Here is a 16,332-nt window from a genome sequence, read left to right on the forward strand (position 1 = left end):
CCCTTTGCGGCAGCTATAAATGGAACGTTCCAATAAATCAAGGATCTTTGTGGTTCTGCCGGTTGAAGCGATTCAATACCGGGTTTCAGTGTCAGACCCTTGCATTTACGGGGCATCCATCAATTTTCCGAATTTCACGAGAATCCCGATTGACTCCAGATTGCCGAGATGTTTAGAACGTTCCAATAGATTTCGATATCGACGCGGAGGAAGTCACGGATATGGCCAGCCGGGCCAAGGCGACGATCCTGGACATTGCCCGCGAGGCGGGCGTGTCCAAATCGACGGTATCGCTCGTGCTGCAGGGCAGCGGGCTGATCCGGCCCGAAACCGCGGTCAAGGTGCGCAAGGCGATCGAGGATGTCGGCTATGTCTACAACCGCGGCGCCGCCAATCTGCGAAAGGCCCATTCCAACGTCATCGGCATGGTGATCAACGACCTCACCAATCCGTTCTTCGCCGAGCTGGCGGTCGGCATGGAGCGCGTCTTCCAGGCTGCCGGCATCGTGCCTTTCATCGCCAATACCGCGGAAAACCCCGTGCGTCAGGAAGAGGTGCTGAAGTCGCTGATGGAGCAGGGCGTCGCAGGGCTGATCGTCTCGCCGGCGCGCGGCACCACGCCCGGCGCCTTTCGCCGCATCGAGACCGCCGGCGTGCCGATCGTCTTCACCATGCGCCGGCTGCCCGAGAGCCGCATTCCGGTAATCGCGCCGGACAACCATCGCGGCGCCTTCATCGCCACCGAGCATCTGATCCGCAAGGGCCATCGCCGGCTGGCCTTCTTCGGCGGCTCGTCCGACCTCGTCGTTTATCGACAAAGGCTGGGCGGATTTCTGGAGGCTTGCGAAACGCTGGGCATCCCCATCGCCGACAGAACGATCGTCGAGGGCGAGACCAGCCGCAAGGGCGGCATGACCTGCCTGGAGACCGCGCTTGCGGCGCCTAAGACGCCGACGGCCGCCCTTTGCTTCAACGATGCCGTCGCTTTCGGCGTGATGCTCGCGCTGCGCAAGCGCGGCCTGGAAGCCGGAGCCGACTTCGCCGTCGTCGGCTTCGACGACGTGGCCGAGGCCGAGCACTACATGCCGGCGCTAACCAGCGTCGCCGTCGATACCGCCGGCCTCGGTGAGCGGGCTGCCCACGTCATGCTGAAGATGATCCAGTCGCGCACCACGCGCGCCGAGGACCATATCGGTGCTGTCAGCCTCGTTGTCAGGGAAAGCTGCGGCCCGATCCGCAACGCGCGCAGCACTGGAATGGGAGACGCGGCATGAGCGTGAGATGGGGCCTGATCGGTGCGAGCACGATCGCCAGGCAGTTCATGATCGACGCAATCCGCGCTCAAGATGATGGCGAGGTTGCCGCCGTGATGAGCTCCAGCCCGGAGCGCGCCGAAGCCTATGCCAAGGAAAACGGCATACCGGCCGCCGTCTCGACGCTGGACGCGCTGCTTGGCCCGGACATCGACGCCGTCTACATCTCGACCACCAACGAACTGCATCTCGAACAGGGTCTGGCTGCGATCAAGGCGGGCAAGCATGTGCTGTGCGAAAAGCCGCTGGCGCTGACCAGCACCGATGCGCGCAGGATGGTCGCCGCGGCCGGGCAAGCCGGCATCGTGTTCGGCACCAACCACCATCTGCGCAATGCCGGCGCGCATCGGGCGATGCGGGAGGCGATCACCGCCGGCCGTATCGGCAAGCCGATCGCAGCGCGTGTCTTTCATTCCGTCTACCTGCCGGAAAACCTGCAGGGCTGGCGCATCGCCAGGCCCGAAGCCGGCGGCGGCGTGGTGCTCGACATCACCGTGCACGATGCCGACACGCTGCGCTTCGTGCTCGGCGACGATCCGGTCGAGATCTCTGCCTTCACGCAGTCGGCCGGCATGGCCGGCGGCGGGCTGGAGGACGGCGCCATGTGCGTCTGGCGCTTCAAGTCCGGCGTCATTGCGCAATCGCATGAAGGCTTCACGACGAAGTTCGCCGGCACCGGCTTCGAGGTGCATGGGTCGGAAGGCTCGCTGTTCGCTACCAATGTGATGACGCAGAAGCCGGTCGGCTCCGTACTGCTGCGCACCGCGAGCGGCGAGGAAGAGCTAAGCTTCGACCGCGAGGACCTCTACACCCGCTCGCTGCGCCAGTTCCACGCCGCGATCCGTGGCGAAGGCCAGCCCTCCGCCACCGGCGAGGACGGCATCTGGTCGCTGGCATCGGCTGAAGCAGCACTTCAATCCTCGAAGACTGGCAAGACCGTCCGGATCGATCCGCAACTCGGGGGCCTCGCGTGAGCAAGCTTGTCTCTGCGGCCTGTGCCGCCGGCATGATCAAGGACGGCATGGTCGTCTCGGTATCGTCGTCGAGCGGCCTCGGCTGCCCCGACGCCGTGCTTGCCGCGATCGGCGAGCGCTTCGATGCGGAAGGCCATCCGAAGGACATTACCACGCTGCACCCGATCGCGGCCGGCGACATGTACGGTATCAAGGGCATCGATCATCTAGCCAAGCCGGGGCTGTTGAAGCGCACGCTCTGCGGCTCCTATCCTTCCGGCCCCTCCTCGGCCGAGCCGCCGCGGATCTGGCGGATGATCGGCGACAATTCGGTCGCTGCCTACAATGTGCCTTCCGGCATCCTGTTCGACATGCATCGCGAGGCAGCCGCCAAACGGCCGGGCGTGCTGACCAAGGTCGGCCTCGACACCTTTGCCGACCCGCGCCACCAGGGCTGCGCCATGAACGCGGCGGCGAGCGAGCCGATCGTTTCGGTGCAGCAGTTCGACGGCGAGGAATGGCTCTATTTCCGCGCCATCGTTCCCAACATCTCGATCATCCGCGCCACTTCCGCCGACGAGCGCGGCAACCTCACCTACGAGCATGAAGGCGCCTATCTCGGCGGCCTGGAACAGGCGCTCGCCGCCCGCAACAATGGCGGCATCGTCATTGCGCAGGTCAAGCGCGTCGTCGAGAACGGCACGCTGAAGCCGCATGATGTGCGCGTGCCCGGCGTCCTGGTCGACCATATCGTGGTGGCGCCCGACCAGTTGCAGACGACGCAGACGCCATACGATCCGGCGATCTCCGGCGAGATTTTTCGCCCGCTTTCGACCTTCCGCACGCCCGAGATGAACATCCAGAAGGTGATCGCCCGCCGCGTCGCCATGGAATTGCGCGACGGCATGGCCGTCAACATCGGCTTCGGCATCTCGGCCAACGTGCCGCGCATCCTTCTCGAGGAAGGCCAGCACGGCAAGGTCACCTGGGTGATCGAGCAGGGCGCGGTTGGCGGCGTGCCGCTGCTCGACTTCAAGTTCGGTTGCGCTTCCAACGCCGAGGCGATCATGCCTTCGCCGCACCAGTTCATCTATTTCCAGGCCGGCGGCTTCGACGCTTCGCTTTTGTCCTTCCTGCAGATCGACCGCCACGGCTCGGTCAACGTCTCGAAGCTTTCGGCCCGGCCGCATGTCACTGCCGGCGCAGGTGGCTTCGTCGACATCACCGCGCGGGCGAAGAAGATCGTCTTCTCCGGCTTCTTCAACGCCGGTGCGAAGCTCTCGTTGGCCGATGGCGCTATCCGCATCGACCAGGAAGGCAAGGTCAAGAAGATCGTCGAGGAGGTCGAGCACATCTCCTTCTCGGGTAAACGCGCCGTCGCTCAGGGCCAGGACATCACCTATGTCACCGAACGCTGCGTGATGAAGCTGACGCCCGACGGGTTGATGGTGATGGAGTTGGCGCCCGGCATCGATCTCGAGCGCGACGTGCTGGCGCAGGCCGATATCCCGCTCGCCATTGCCAACGACGTGAGGGTCACGCCGTCATCGCTCTACCACGACCGGCCGATCGGCCTGTCGCTCAATGGCGGCGCCTCGCTCGGAGGCGCGCATGGCTGAACGCCTCGTCACTTTCGAGCAGGACGGCGCCATCGGCATCGTCACGCTGCGTCGTCCGGAAAAGTTCAATGCGCTCGACATCCCGATGCTGCGCGCGCTCGAAGAGGCGCTCGACAGGGCGGAACTGGCCGAAGGCGTCCGCGTCGTGCTCATCTGTGGCGAAGGCAAGGGCTTCTGCGCCGGCGGCGACGTCGAGGCCTGGGCACAATTGAGCGCCGCCGATTTCCAGGTGCAATGGGTCCGCCTCGGCCACCGCGTCTTCGACCGGCTGGCGCGGCTCAGGCAGCCGACCATCGCGGTGCTGTCCGGCCACGCGCTGGGCGGCGGGCTGGAACTGGCCGCGGCCTGCGATTTCCGTGTCGCCGAAACCCAGGTGAAGCTCGGCTTTCCGGAAACCTCGATCGGCGTCGTGCCGGGCTGGTCCGGCACCCAGCGCGCCGTGCGCCGCTTCGGCGCGCAGGCGGTTCGACGCATGGCGCTCGGCGGCGAGATTTTTCCGGCGGTCGACGCGCTCGCGCTTGGCATCGTCGACCGCGTCGTCGAGACCGGCAAGGCGTTGGAGGATGCGAAGGTCTGGGGAGAAAAGATCGCCGAACGCGGCCCGCTGGCGACCGAGGCCGCCAAGCTGATGATCGGCATCGCCGAGGGCGAGGAGAATGCCGCGGCGACGGAGGCGCTGGCCAGCGGCTTCATCGCGCTGACTGGCGACCTCAAGGCCGGCGTCGGCGCCTTCAAGGCCAAGCGGAAGCCGGCCTTTTCGAGATCCTAGAGAAGAAAACGATGAACGCACCACTCAAGATTTCCATGCCGGCCGAGGCGTCCCAGGCGCCAAAGGCCTACAAGCTTCTGATCGACGGCAAGCATGTCGACGCCCGCGACGGCCGCACCATCGAGCGCGTGAGCCCCGGCCACGGTTTTGCCGTATCGCGCTACGCCCAGGCGGGCGCCGCGGAGGTCGAGGCCACCGTGCAGGCCGCGCACCGGGCCTTCGAGACGGGGCCCTGGCCGCGCATGAAGGCTGCCGAGCGCGCCGCCGTGCTGCTCAAGGCGGCCGACCTTATCGAGACCCGGCTGGAGGAGATCGCGCGGCTCGATGCGCTGGAATCCGGCAAGCCGATCGCGCAGGCGCGCGGCGAGATCGGCGGTGCCGTCGACATCTGGCGCTACGCCGCCTCGCTTGCCCGCACGCTGCATGGCGAGAGCTACGCCAATCTCGGCGACAATATGCTGGGCGTGGTGCTGCGCGAGCCGATCGGCGTCGTCTCGATCATCACGCCATGGAATTTCCCCTTCCTGATCATCAGCCAGAAGCTGCCCTTCGCGCTCGCCGCCGGCTGCACGGCGGTGGTGAAGCCGAGCGAGATGACCTCGGCCTCGACCTTCGTGCTCGGCGACATCCTGCTGGAGGCCGGGCTGCCGGCCGGCGTCGTCAACATTCTCGCCGGGTTCGGCGCCGATGTCGGCGCGCTGATGGTCAGCCATCCGCTGGTCGAGATGGTATCCTTCACCGGCTCGACCCGCGTCGGCAAGATGACCATGGCGGCGGCCTCGCACTCGCTGAAGAAGGTGTCGATGGAACTCGGCGGCAAGAACGGCCAGATCGTCTTCCCCGACGCCGATCTCGAGGCGGCGGCGGATGCGGCGGTGTTCGGCGGCTTCTTTAATGCCGGCGAATGCTGCAATGCCGGCAGCCGGCTGATCGTGCATGAAGCGATCGCCGATGACTTCCTCAGGACCGTCAAGGCGCTGGCCGAGAAGGTGAAAGTCGGCGACCCGCTTGACGACCGCACCAAGGTCGGCGCCATGATCTCCGCCGACCACATGGAAAAAGTAGCCGGCTATGTGACGGCCGCGAAAACCGATGGCGGCAGCGTCTTCAGCGGCGGCGGACAGCTCGCCTCCAATGCCGGCCAGTATCTCGATCCGACGATCGTGCGGGACGTCACCGAGGACATGGCCATCGCCCGCGAGGAAGTATTCGGGCCGGTGCTGTCCGTGCTCACTTTTGAAACGATTGAAAAGGCATTGCACATCGCCAACAACACGCCCTATGGTCTGTCTGCGGGTGTGTGGAGCGCCAGCATCGACACATGCATGTCGGTGGCGCGCGGGGTGCGTTCGGGGACGGTTTGGGTGAATACGTTCATGGAAGGTTATCCCGAACTGCCCTTCGGCGGCTACAAGCAGTCCGGTCTCGGACGCGAACTCGGCAAACGCGCCGTCGAGGACTATACCGAGGAAAAGACCATCCAGTTTCATCGCGGCCAGCGCACCGGATGGTGGGTCGGCTGAGTTGGGAGACCCCGGCGGCCATCACGCCGGTTATGTGAATGCAACAAGGGAGGTAGTACATGTTGCGCAAACTGCTTATCGGAACGGCTCTTGCGACGAGCTTTGTGTTCTCGGCGCATGCCGCGGACGTCAAGGAAGTGCAGATGCTGCATTGGTGGACGTCGGGCGGCGAAGCGGCCGCTCTGAACGTGCTGAAGCAGGATCTGGCCAAGGAAGGCTATGCCTGGAAGGACGTGCCGGTGGCAGGCGGCGGCGGAGACGCCGCCATGACCGCGCTGAAGGCGATGGTCGCGGCCGGCAACTATCCGACCGCCTCGCAGATGCTCGGCTACACCGTGCTCGACTATGCCGCCGCCGGCGTCATGGGCGACCTCACCGAGACCGCCAAGAAGGAAGGCTGGGACAAGTCGGTTCCGGCCGCCTTGCAGAAGTTCTCCGTCTATGACGGCAAGTGGGTCGCGGCTCCGGTCAACGTCCACTCCGTCAACTGGCTGTGGATCAACAAGGCGGTGATGGACAAGATCGGCGGCACCGAGCCGAAGACCTTCGACGACTTCATTGCCCTCCTCGACAAGGCGAAGGCCGCGGGCGTCATCCCGTTGGCGCTCGGCGGTCAGAACTGGCAGGAAGCCACCATGTTCGACTCCGTCGTGCTGTCGACCGGCGGACCGGAGTTCTACAAGAAGGCGATGAACGACCTCGATGAGGAGTCGCTCAAGTCCGACACGATGAAGAAGTCGTTCGACAACCTCGCCAAGCTCGTCACCTATGTCGATCCGAACTTCTCGGGCCGCGACTGGAACCTCGCCACCGCGATGGTCATCAAGGGCGACGCGCTGGTTCAGGTCATGGGCGACTGGGCCAAGGGCGAATTCCACGCCGCCAACAAGACCCCGGGCACCGACTTTCTCTGCTACCGCTTCCCGGGCACCGACGGCTCGGTGATCTACAACTCCGACATGTTCGGCATGTTCAACGTCCCGGATGACCGCAAGGCCGCCCAGGTCGCTCTGGCCACCGCCACCCTGTCGAAGAGCTTCCAGTCGGCTTTCAACGTCGTGAAGGGTTCGGTCCCGGCCCGCACCGACGTGCCGGACACCGACTTCGACGCCTGCGGCAAGAAGGGCATCGCCGACCTGAAGAAGGCCAATGAGGGCGGCACTCTGTTCGGCTCGCTCGCCCAGGGCTACGGCGCGCCTCCGGCGGTTGCCAACGCCTACAAGGACGTCATATCGAAGTTCGTTCACGGTCAGATCAAGACCTCGGACGAGGCCGTGACCGAGCTGGTCAAGGCTATCGACGACGCCAAGTAAGGCTTTTCGCCGGAGCAATTCCAGGAAGCGGTTTTCCGTCCGGAATTGCGCGAACAAACCAACAGGTCTCCCCCGCTTCGGCGGGGGAGGTCCCCTGTCGACAAACGGTGCGGGATGCATCCTGGCGCGCTTCGCGCCGGGGAGCTCCCGACCAACCGGTACTGGATGAGCCAATGAGCACAGTCGCCGAAACCCAAATCAAGCTGACACCGGAGCATGACGCCCGCCCAGACGCGACCGTCCGCTCGCGGCTGCAGGATCTGTTGCCGAAGATCGTTCTTGCGCCGAGCTTCGCGGCGACGATCGTGTTCGTCTACGGCTTCATCCTGTGGACGATCTATCTGTCGTTCACCAACTCCAAAACCTTCCCGTCCTATGACATAACCGGCGCCCGCGCCTACCAGCGGCTGTGGCGCTGGACCTTCGAGAGCGACCCGCCGTCGAGCTGGTACACCTCGATCACCAACATGGGCATTTTCGGCTTCCTCTATATCCTGATCTGCCTGGCGCTCGGCCTGTTCCTGGCCATCCTGCTCGACCAGAAGATCCGCGGCGAAGGCATGCTGCGGCCGATCTATCTCTACCCGATGGCACTGTCCTTCATCGTCACCGGCGTCGCCTGGAAATGGTTCCTCGACCCCGGCCTCGGCCTCGAGCAGACGCTGCATCAATGGGGCTGGACGAGCTTCCATTTCGACTGGATCAAGAACAAGGATTTCGTCATCTACACGGTGGTGATCGCCGGCGTCTGGCAGGCTTCCGGCTTCATCATGGCGATGTTCCTGGCCGGTTTGCGCGGTATCGACGGCGAGATCATGAAAGCCGCGCAAATCGATGGTGCCTCCACCTTCCAGCTCTACCGCCGCATCGTCATCCCGCTTCTGCGGCCGGTGTTCCTCTCGGCCTTCATCGTGCTCGCCCACCTCGCCATCAAGTCCTACGACCTGGTCGTGGCGTTGACCAGCGGCGGCCCGGGCGGCTCGGCCTGGCTGCCATCCAACTTCATGTATGAGTTCACCTTCAAGCGCAACGAGATGGCGGTCGGCTCGGCCAGCGCGGTGATCATGCTGATGACGCTGACAGCGATCATCGTGCCTTACCTCTATTCCGAGCTCAGGGAGAAGCCGCGATGAGCACTGTTGCCTCACCGGCCCGCCAGGCCTCGAGCGGCGTCAGTGCCAGGACGATAAACCGCATCGTCATCTACGGTCTGCTCGCGCTGTTCGCGCTGTTCTATCTAATGCCGCTCTTCGTCATGCTGGTCACCTCGTTCAAGACCATGGACGAGATCCAGAACGGCAACATGCTGGCGCTGCCGCAGTCGCCCACAATCGAGCCGTGGTTCAAGGCCTGGGGCCAGACCTGCGTCGGCCTGACCTGTGCCGGCATCAAGGGCTATTTTTGGAACTCCATCAAGATGGTGGTGCCGGCGGTGCTGATCTCGACGCTGCTCGGCGCGCTCAATGGCTATGTGTTGACCAAATGGCGCTTCCGCGGCCACACGCTGGTCTTCGCGATGATGCTGTTCGCCTGCTTCATCCCGTTCCAGTCGGTGCTTTTGCCGATGGCGACGATTCTCGGCAGCATCGGCCGCTTCGGCGCCAGCCTGCGGAACGCGACCGGGTTCAACTTCGGCCTCGGCAATTCGACGGTGAACCTGGTCTTCGTCCATGTGGTCTACGGCCTCGGTTTCACCACGCTGTTCTTCCGCAACTACTACGAAGCCTTTCCGACCGAACTGATCAAGGCGGCGCAGGTCGACGGCGCCTCCTTCTTCCAGATCTTCCGCCGCATCATGCTGCCTAACTCGATGCCGATCTTCGTCGTCACCGTCATCTACCAGTTCACCAACATCTGGAACGACTTCCTGTTCGCCTCGGCTTATGCCGGCACCGGCGACGTGATGCCGATGACGGTGGCGCTGAACAATGTCGTCAACACCTCGACCGGCGTCGTCGAATACAACGTCAACATGGCGGCGGCGATGATCGCCGCGCTCCCCACCCTGATCGTCTACGTCGTCGCCGGCCGCTATTTCGTGCGGGGGCTGATGGCGGGCGCGGTCAAGGGCTGACCCTCTTTCTTGAAGGAACGACCATGGCTTTTTTGGAAATTGATGGGCTGAAGAAGCGCTTCGGGAATGTCGAGATCCTGAAGGGCATCAATGTCGAGCTCGAAAAGGGCGGCTTCCTCGTGCTGGTCGGTCCGTCCGGCTGCGGCAAGTCCACGCTGCTCAACACCATCGCCGGCCTGGAAAACATCACCGAGGGCCAGATCCGCGTCGACGGACGCGCTATCAACGATCTGCATCCCTCGAAGCGCGACATCGCCATGGTCTTCCAGAGCTACGCGCTCTATCCGAACATGACGGTCGCGGGAAACATCGCCTTCGGCATGGAGATGCGCGGCGTGCCGGCGGCGGAACGGCAAGCCGCGATCGACAAGGTGGCCAAGATCCTACAGATCGGCCACCTCCTGCAGCGCAAGCCTAGCCAGCTCTCCGGCGGCCAGCGCCAGCGCGTCGCCATGGGACGCGCGCTGGTGCGCGATCCCAAGCTCTTCCTGTTTGACGAGCCGCTCTCCAACCTCGATGCCAAGCTGCGCGTCGACATGCGCATCGAGATCAAGCGCCTGCACGCCACGACCGGCACGACGATCGTCTACGTCACCCACGACCAGATCGAGGCGATGACGCTCGCGACCAAGATCGCCGTCATGCGCGACGGCGAGGTGCAGCAGTTCGGCACGCCGGCGGAGGTCTACAACAACCCGACCAACGTGTTCGTCGCCGACTTCATGGGCTCGCCGGCGATGAACTTGATCCCGGCCAAGATCGGCGCCAATGGCAGCGGGTTGGCCGTCGTGCTCGATCGCGAGGCGCGCCAGCCGATCACGCTGTCGCTTCCCGGCGCGCCGGCCGGCCTTACGGCCTTCAAGGACAAGCCGGTCATCTTCGGCGTCCGCCCGGAAGCGCTGACCGACCCGGAAGGGGCGGAACGCAATGGTTCCGAGATCGCCACCGCCGACTGCCACATCGAAGTGGTAGAGCCGGCGGGATCGGATACTTTCGCGGTCACCAATCTCGGCGGCAAGGGCGTGGTGGCGCGGCTGCGCGCCGACGCGAGGATCCAGCCCGGCACCAGCACGCCGCTGGCCTTCAACTTGAGCAAGGCGGTGTTCTTCGACCCGGCGACCGAGAAGCGCATCCTCTGATGCATGTCGCCCAAAAGTGGCTCCGGTTTTGGGGCAACGACATGCATCAATGTAAAGACTTTTAGACCATGACCAATCCGGATATCGTCATCATCGGCTCCGGCATCGGCGGCGCCACGATCGCCTCCGGCTTGGCCGGCAGCGACGCCTCGATCGTGATCCTGGAGCGCGGCGAGCCGCTGCCGGCGACGCCGCATGCGCGCTCGACGCGGTCGATCTTCATCGACGAGCATTACCGGCCGAAGGAGATGTGGCGCGAGGCCGGGGGTGCCGCCTTCAATCCCGGCAACTACTACTATGTCGGCGGCAATTCCAAATTCTTCGGCGCCGTGCTGATCCGCTACCGCAAGGAGGATTTCTCCGAGCTCGAACATTTCGGCGGCGTCTCGCCGGCCTGGCCGTTTTCCTATGAGGAGTTCGAGCCCTGGTACTCGAAGGCCGAGCAGCTTTTTCGCGTGCGTGGCACGCTTGGCGAGGACCCGACCGAGCCGTTCCACTCGATCCCCTACGCCTTCAAGCCGGTGCCGGACGAGCCGGCGATCGCTCGCGCCCGTGCCGAACTGAAGAGCCTCGGCCTGCATCCGGCCTCGCTGCCGCTCGGCGTCGACATCGAAGCCTGGCTGAAGGAAGGCAAGACCGGCTGGGATGCTTTCCCTAACACCGGCCAAGGCAAGATCGACGCCCAGACCGGACCGCTGACCGCGGCGCTCACTGACAAGAACATCCGCCTCGAGACCGGCGCCCACGTCGACTGGCTCGAGGCCTCGCCCGACGGCAAGTCGATCGCCGCCATTCACTACACACGGAACGGTTCGCAAAAGACGCTGTCGCCGAAGCTGGTTATCCTCGCGGCCGGCGCGGTCAATTCCGCCGTCATCCTGCTGCGCTCGCCTTTGCCCAATACCGGAAAGAAGCGCGGCAAGGGCCTCGCCAACAGCTCCGACCAGGTCGGGCGCAATTTCATGAACCACAATTCGAGCGCGATGCTCGCGATCGACCCGCGCCGCCGCAACGATGCCGTCTACCAGAAGACGCTGATGCTCAACGACTATTATCTGTCGGACGGCAAGGGTGGCAAGCCGCTCGGCAATGTGCAGTTGCTCGGCAAGATCGACGGCAACATGCTGAAGGCCAATGTGAAGCTGGCGCCGAAATTCGCGCTCGATTTCATGGCCGGCCACGCCGTCGACTGGTACCTGATGTGCGAGGATCTGCCCGATCCCGAAAGCCGCATCATGGTTGACGGCAAGGAGATCGTCATGCAGTGGCGTCGTTCCAACATGCAGTCGCTGGATGGCCTGACCAAGGTGATGCGCGAGAATTTCCGCGCCTGCGGCTATCCGCTCGTGCTGTCGCGCCCCTTCGACAAGCGCACGCCCTCGCACCAGTGCGGAACGGTGAAAATGGGCAACGATCCGGCGACGGCGCCGCTCGACCCGTTCTGCCGTGCCTACGATCACAATAACCTGTTCGTCGTCGACGCCGGCTTCCTGCCGACTTCGGCGGCGGTCAACCCGGCGCTGTCGATCGCCGCCCAGGCGCTGCGTGTCGCCGACCACATCCGCAAGACGGAGCTTGCGGCATGACCCATCCGGCAGCCATCGTCACCGGCGGCGCACGCGGCATCGGGCTTGCCTGCGCCGAGGCGCTGGCCGATGCCGGCTTCGACATCCTCGTCGCAGACCTTGCCGAGAAGCCGGCCAATGGGCTTGCCGAGAACATCGCCGCGCGTGGCGCGAAGTTCGCCTACGCTCGCTGCGATATCGCCGATCTCGGCAGCCACGCCGAACTTGTCGAGACCGCAATCGATGCCTTCGGCAGCATCGACTGCCTGGTTAACAACGCCGGCATTGGCGCCGTGCTGCGCGGCGACCTCCTGGAGCTGAAGCCAGAGAACTTCGATCGCGTGATCGCCGTCAACCTGCGCGGCACGGTGTTCCTCAGCCAGGCTGTCGCCAAGGCGATGCTGGCGACGCCTGCCGTTTCTGCCAGATCGATCATCACCATTACCTCGGTCAGCGCGACCATGGCTTCGCCGGAGCGCGCGGATTACTGCATGTCCAAGGCCGGCCTTTCGATGTGGGTGAAGAACCTGGCGCTGCGGCTCGCTCCCGAAAACATCGGCGTGTTCGAGGTGCGGCCGGGCATTATCCGCACCGACATGACGGCGGGCGTTTCGGCCAAATATGACGCGCTGATCGATGGCGGCCTGGTGCCGGCCAAACGCTGGGGCGAAACCGCCGATATCGGCGCGGTGGTTGCGGCGCTGGCCTCCGGCAAATTCGGCTTTTCGACGGGATCGGTGATCGATGTCGACGGCGCGCTTTCCGTGCCTCGCTTGTGAGTGAGTGGAACAATGGCTGACTATATCATTGTTGGCGCCGGTCCGGCCGGCTGCGTGCTGGCCAACCGGCTGAGCGAGGATCCTTCCCATTCGGTGCTGCTTTTGGAAGCCGGCGGCAAGGATTGGCATCCGCTGATCCACATGCCGGCGGGTTTCGCCAAGATGACCAAGGGCATCGCCTCCTGGGGCTGGTCGACCGTGCCGCAGAAGAACATGAAGGACCGCGTCTTCTGGTACACCCAGGCCAAGGTGGTGGGCGGCGGCTCGTCGATCAACGCCCAGATCTACACGCGCGGCAATGCCCGCGACTATGACGCCTGGGAGAAGGAAGAAGGGCTCGCCGGCTGGGGCTATCGCGACGTGCTTCCCTATTTCAAGCGCGCCGAGAACAATCAGCGCTTCGCCAATGATTTCCATGGCGACCAGGGCCCGCTCGGCGTCTCCAACCCGATCTCGCCGCTGCCGATTTGCGAGGCCTATTTCCGCGCCGGCCAGGAGATGGGCATCCCTTTCAACCCGGATTTCAACGGCGCCAGCCAGGAGGGCGTCGGTTATTACCAGCTCACCCAGAAGGACGCGCGGCGCTCCTCCGCTTCCGTCGCCTATCTGAAGCCGATCCGCGCCCGCAAGAACTTGACGGTCAGGACCGACGTGCTCGTCACCCGCGTCGTCATCGAGAAGGGCCGCGCCATCGGCGTCGAGATCGTCGACAAGCCGGGCGGCGAGAAGACCATATTGCGCGCCGAACGCGAGGTGATCGTCTCCTCGGGATCCATCGGCTCGCCGAAGCTCCTGATGCAGTCCGGCATCGGACCGGCCGATCACCTGAAGTCGGTCGGCGTGACCGCTGTCCACGACTTGCCGGGCGTCGGCTCCAACATGCAGGACCATCTCGACCTGTTCGTGATCGCCGAATGCACTGGCGACCACACTTATGACAACTACGCCAAGCTGCACCGCACGCTATGGGCCGGTCTGCAATATCTGCTTTTGAAGAAGGGACCGGTGGCCTCCAGCCTGTTCGAGACCGGTGGCTTTTGGTATGCCGACCCGACCGCCGCCTCGCCCGACATACAGTTTCATCTCGGCCTCGGCTCCGGCATCGAGGCCGGCGTCGAGAAGCTGAAGAACCCCGGCGTGACGCTCAACTCCGCCTTCCTGCGGCCGCGCTCACGCGGCACGGTGCGGCTGAAAAGCGCCGATCCGACCGACCACCCGCTGATCGACCCGAACTACTGGTCCGATTCGTATGACCGCGACATGTCGATCAAAGGTCTGCGGCTGGCGCGCGAGGTCATGCGCCAGAAGGCGCTTGCCCCCTATGTGCTGCGCGAGGTGCTGCCCGGCCCTGCCCTGCAAAGCGACGCCGACCTCTTCGACTATGCCTGCCGAACCTCGAAGACCGACCACCATCCGGTCGGCACCTGCCGCATGGGTCATGATGAAATGGCGGTGGTCTCGCCGGACCTCAGGCTGCGCGGCATCGAAGGCCTGCGCGTCTGCGACGCCTCGGTGATGCCACGTGTCCCCTCTTCCAACACCAATGCGCCGACGATCATGGTCGGCGAAAAGGGTGCCGACCTGATCCTTGGCCGCGAACCGCTGCCGCCGGCCGTGTTCAAGGGCAACTGGGCGGCTTGAAGGAAGAACGATGATCCGCCACTGCGTCCTTGTCCGCTTCCGCGACGATGTCCCCGCCGCCGAGCGCACCGCGATCCATGCCGATCTCGAAGCGCTGCGCTCCGTCATCGACGGCATGGGCGGCGTCCATTTCAGCGCCAATGTCAGCCCGGAGCCCTTCGCGCGTGGCTTCACGCATGGCTTCACCATAGACTTCCGCGATGCCGCCGCCCGCGACGCCTATCTGCTTCACGAAGCGCATCAGCGCGCCGGCGCCCGCCTGGTCGCAGCGCTCGACGGCGGCATCGACGGGCTGCTGGTCTTCGACCTCGAGTTTACGGAAATGTGACCGCCGGTTGACCGAAAACCGGCAAACGACCCGTTCTCTTTTGCACCGCATGGAACATATCGTCCCCTGGGGGTGCAAAGGAGAAACGCCTTGAGCCTCACCGCAGAGCAGAAGAAGACCGTCGTCGCATCTTTTCTTGGCTGGACACTCGATGCTTTTGATTTCTTCCTTCTGACATTCCTGCTCGTCGATATTGCCGCTGAATTCAAGACCGACGTCCCGGCGGTCTCCAAAGCTCTGTTCCTGACGCTCGCGACGCGCTTCATCGGTGCGTTCGTCTTCGGCATGCTTGCCGACAAATATGGGCGCAAGCCCATGCTGATGCTGAACATCGTCAGCTATTCGGTGATCGGCGCGCTCGCCGCTTTCGCGCCCAATCTCGGCATATTCCTGGCCCTGCGCGCCTTGTTCGGGATAGCCATGGGCGGCGAATGGGGGCTGGGCAGTTCGCTTGCCATGGAGTCCATTCCGCCCGGCGCCCGCGGCATGGTTTCGGGCATACTGCAATGCGGTTATCCCGCCGGCTATTTGCTGGCTGCGGTGGTGTACGGGCTGTTCTACGGACAGAAGATCGGCGACTTCACCATCGGCTGGCGCGCCATGTTCCTGCTCAGCTTCGTGCCGGCGCTGATCGTGCTCTTCATCCGCTCGCATGTGCCGGAATCGCCGGCTTTCGTCGAAAGCCGCGCCCAGGCGCGGCCGGGCCTTCTCGAAACGCTGCGGAGGCATTGGGGCATCGCGCTCTACGCGGTGGTGCTGATGATGTTCTTCAATTTCTTCAGCCACGGCACGCAGGACCTCTACCCGACCTTCCTGAAGAAAGAGCATGGCTTTGATCCGCACACGGTGAGCTGGATTACGGTCGTCGCCAATATCGGTGCCATTGCCGGCGGCCTGGCATTCGGCGCCCTGTCGGAGAAGATTGGCCGCATCAACGCCATCACGCTCGCCTGCGTGATCGCTTTGCCGGCAATCCCGCTCTGGGCCTATACGACGACGCCGTTCATGCTGGCGATCGGCGCCTTTGTCATGCAGGTGGCGGTGCAAGGCGCCTGGGGTGTCATCCCGGTGCATCTCAACGAACTGTCGCCCGGTTCGGTACGCGCGACACTGCCCGGCTTCATTTATCAGGCCGGCAACCTCGCCGCTTCCTACGGCGGACCGTATCAGGCCGGCATCGCCGAAGCGCCCGGAAGCAGCTACGGCCATGCGCTGGCGCTGTTTGCCGGCGTGGTCGCCGTCTGCATCATCGTCGTCATCCGCTTCAGCCCCGAGAAGCGCGGCGAGGTTATGACTGTGTTCGGTTGACGAAAAAC

14 protein-coding genes are annotated in these 16,332 nt (G+C 64.3%); all 14 read left to right on the top strand.

Going from position 1 to position 16,332, the window contains the following annotated elements; translation table 11 throughout:
* Positions 1–221: 221 nt before the first annotated feature.
* On the top strand, positions 222–1,274 hold the full coding sequence (locus P9236_RS10585; RefSeq protein ID WP_278074561.1) for a LacI family DNA-binding transcriptional regulator: 1,053 nt from the start codon (positions 222–224) through the stop codon (positions 1,272–1,274).
* Positions 1,271–2,287, top strand: a complete 1,017-nt coding sequence (locus tag P9236_RS10590; protein ID WP_278074562.1) for a Gfo/Idh/MocA family oxidoreductase — start codon at positions 1,271–1,273, stop codon at positions 2,285–2,287. The genes P9236_RS10585 and P9236_RS10590 overlap by 4 nt, the downstream gene beginning before the upstream one ends.
* A complete protein-coding gene (locus tag P9236_RS10595) occupies positions 2,284–3,885 on the top strand; it encodes an acyl CoA:acetate/3-ketoacid CoA transferase (RefSeq protein WP_278074563.1) in 1,602 nt (533 codons plus the stop codon). Before P9236_RS10590 ends, P9236_RS10595 begins: the two co-directional genes overlap by 4 nt.
* Positions 3,878–4,654 (top strand): enoyl-CoA hydratase/isomerase family protein, encoded by a 777-nt coding sequence (locus P9236_RS10600; RefSeq protein ID WP_278074564.1) that lies wholly within the window; start codon positions 3,878–3,880, stop codon positions 4,652–4,654. Before P9236_RS10595 ends, P9236_RS10600 begins: the two co-directional genes overlap by 8 nt.
* Positions 4,655–4,665: 11 nt before the next feature.
* On the top strand, positions 4,666–6,177 hold the full coding sequence (locus P9236_RS10605; protein WP_278074565.1) for an aldehyde dehydrogenase family protein: 1,512 nt from the start codon (positions 4,666–4,668) through the stop codon (positions 6,175–6,177).
* Positions 6,178–6,236: 59 nt separating this feature from the next.
* Positions 6,237–7,490: an ABC transporter substrate-binding protein gene (locus P9236_RS10610; protein WP_278074566.1), complete on the top strand. Its 1,254-nt coding sequence runs from the start codon at positions 6,237–6,239 to the stop codon at positions 7,488–7,490.
* A gap of 173 nt (positions 7,491–7,663) precedes the next feature.
* Positions 7,664–8,623, top strand: a complete 960-nt coding sequence (locus P9236_RS10615; protein ID WP_278074567.1) for a sugar ABC transporter permease — start codon at positions 7,664–7,666, stop codon at positions 8,621–8,623.
* Complete coding sequence (locus P9236_RS10620; protein WP_278074568.1) at positions 8,620–9,564, top strand: carbohydrate ABC transporter permease; 945 nt, start codon at positions 8,620–8,622, stop codon at positions 9,562–9,564. Before P9236_RS10615 ends, P9236_RS10620 begins: the two co-directional genes overlap by 4 nt.
* A gap of 23 nt (positions 9,565–9,587) precedes the next feature.
* The gene (locus P9236_RS10625) at positions 9,588–10,703 is read left to right on the top strand and encodes an ABC transporter ATP-binding protein (RefSeq protein ID WP_278074569.1); all 1,116 of its coding nucleotides are present in this window, start codon (positions 9,588–9,590) and stop codon (positions 10,701–10,703) included.
* A 68-nt stretch (positions 10,704–10,771) separates the two neighbouring features.
* A complete protein-coding gene (locus P9236_RS10630; protein WP_278074570.1) occupies positions 10,772–12,289 on the top strand; it encodes a GMC family oxidoreductase in 1,518 nt (505 codons plus the stop codon).
* Positions 12,286–13,047, top strand: a complete 762-nt coding sequence (locus P9236_RS10635; RefSeq protein ID WP_278074571.1) for a 3-ketoacyl-ACP reductase — start codon at positions 12,286–12,288, stop codon at positions 13,045–13,047. Before P9236_RS10630 ends, P9236_RS10635 begins: the two co-directional genes overlap by 4 nt.
* A 12-nt stretch (positions 13,048–13,059) precedes the next feature.
* The gene (locus tag P9236_RS10640; protein WP_278074572.1) at positions 13,060–14,688 is read left to right on the top strand and encodes a choline dehydrogenase; all 1,629 of its coding nucleotides are present in this window, start codon (positions 13,060–13,062) and stop codon (positions 14,686–14,688) included.
* Positions 14,689–14,698: 10 nt separating this feature from the next.
* The gene (locus P9236_RS10645; RefSeq protein ID WP_278074573.1) at positions 14,699–15,016 is read left to right on the top strand and encodes a Dabb family protein; all 318 of its coding nucleotides are present in this window, start codon (positions 14,699–14,701) and stop codon (positions 15,014–15,016) included.
* A gap of 90 nt (positions 15,017–15,106) precedes the next feature.
* The gene (locus tag P9236_RS10650; RefSeq protein WP_278074574.1) at positions 15,107–16,324 is read left to right on the top strand and encodes an MFS transporter; all 1,218 of its coding nucleotides are present in this window, start codon (positions 15,107–15,109) and stop codon (positions 16,322–16,324) included.
* Positions 16,325–16,332 lie beyond the last annotated feature (8 nt).

The organism is Mesorhizobium sp. WSM4884 (assembly GCF_029625675.1).
Lineage (GTDB): Bacteria > Pseudomonadota > Alphaproteobacteria > Rhizobiales > Rhizobiaceae > Mesorhizobium.

Excerpts from the sequence above, each read along its gene's own strand:
- P9236_RS10585 (WP_278074561.1), top strand. The coding sequence starts at position 222 with ATGGCCAGCCGGGCCAAGGCGACGATCCTGGACATTGCCCGCGAGGCG.
- P9236_RS10590 (WP_278074562.1), top strand. The coding sequence starts at position 1,271 with ATGAGCGTGAGATGGGGCCTGATCGGTGCGAGCACGATCGCCAGGCAG.
- P9236_RS10600 (WP_278074564.1), top strand. The coding sequence starts at position 3,878 with ATGGCTGAACGCCTCGTCACTTTCGAGCAGGACGGCGCCATCGGCATC.
- P9236_RS10605 (WP_278074565.1), top strand. The coding sequence starts at position 4,666 with ATGAACGCACCACTCAAGATTTCCATGCCGGCCGAGGCGTCCCAGGCG.
- P9236_RS10610 (WP_278074566.1), top strand. The coding sequence starts at position 6,237 with ATGTTGCGCAAACTGCTTATCGGAACGGCTCTTGCGACGAGCTTTGTG.
- P9236_RS10615 (WP_278074567.1), top strand. The coding sequence starts at position 7,664 with ATGAGCACAGTCGCCGAAACCCAAATCAAGCTGACACCGGAGCATGAC.
- P9236_RS10620 (WP_278074568.1), top strand. The coding sequence starts at position 8,620 with ATGAGCACTGTTGCCTCACCGGCCCGCCAGGCCTCGAGCGGCGTCAGT.
- P9236_RS10625 (WP_278074569.1), top strand. The coding sequence starts at position 9,588 with ATGGCTTTTTTGGAAATTGATGGGCTGAAGAAGCGCTTCGGGAATGTC.
- P9236_RS10630 (WP_278074570.1), top strand. The coding sequence starts at position 10,772 with ATGACCAATCCGGATATCGTCATCATCGGCTCCGGCATCGGCGGCGCC.
- P9236_RS10635 (WP_278074571.1), top strand. The coding sequence starts at position 12,286 with ATGACCCATCCGGCAGCCATCGTCACCGGCGGCGCACGCGGCATCGGG.
- P9236_RS10640 (WP_278074572.1), top strand. The coding sequence starts at position 13,060 with ATGGCTGACTATATCATTGTTGGCGCCGGTCCGGCCGGCTGCGTGCTG.
- P9236_RS10645 (WP_278074573.1), top strand. The coding sequence starts at position 14,699 with ATGATCCGCCACTGCGTCCTTGTCCGCTTCCGCGACGATGTCCCCGCC.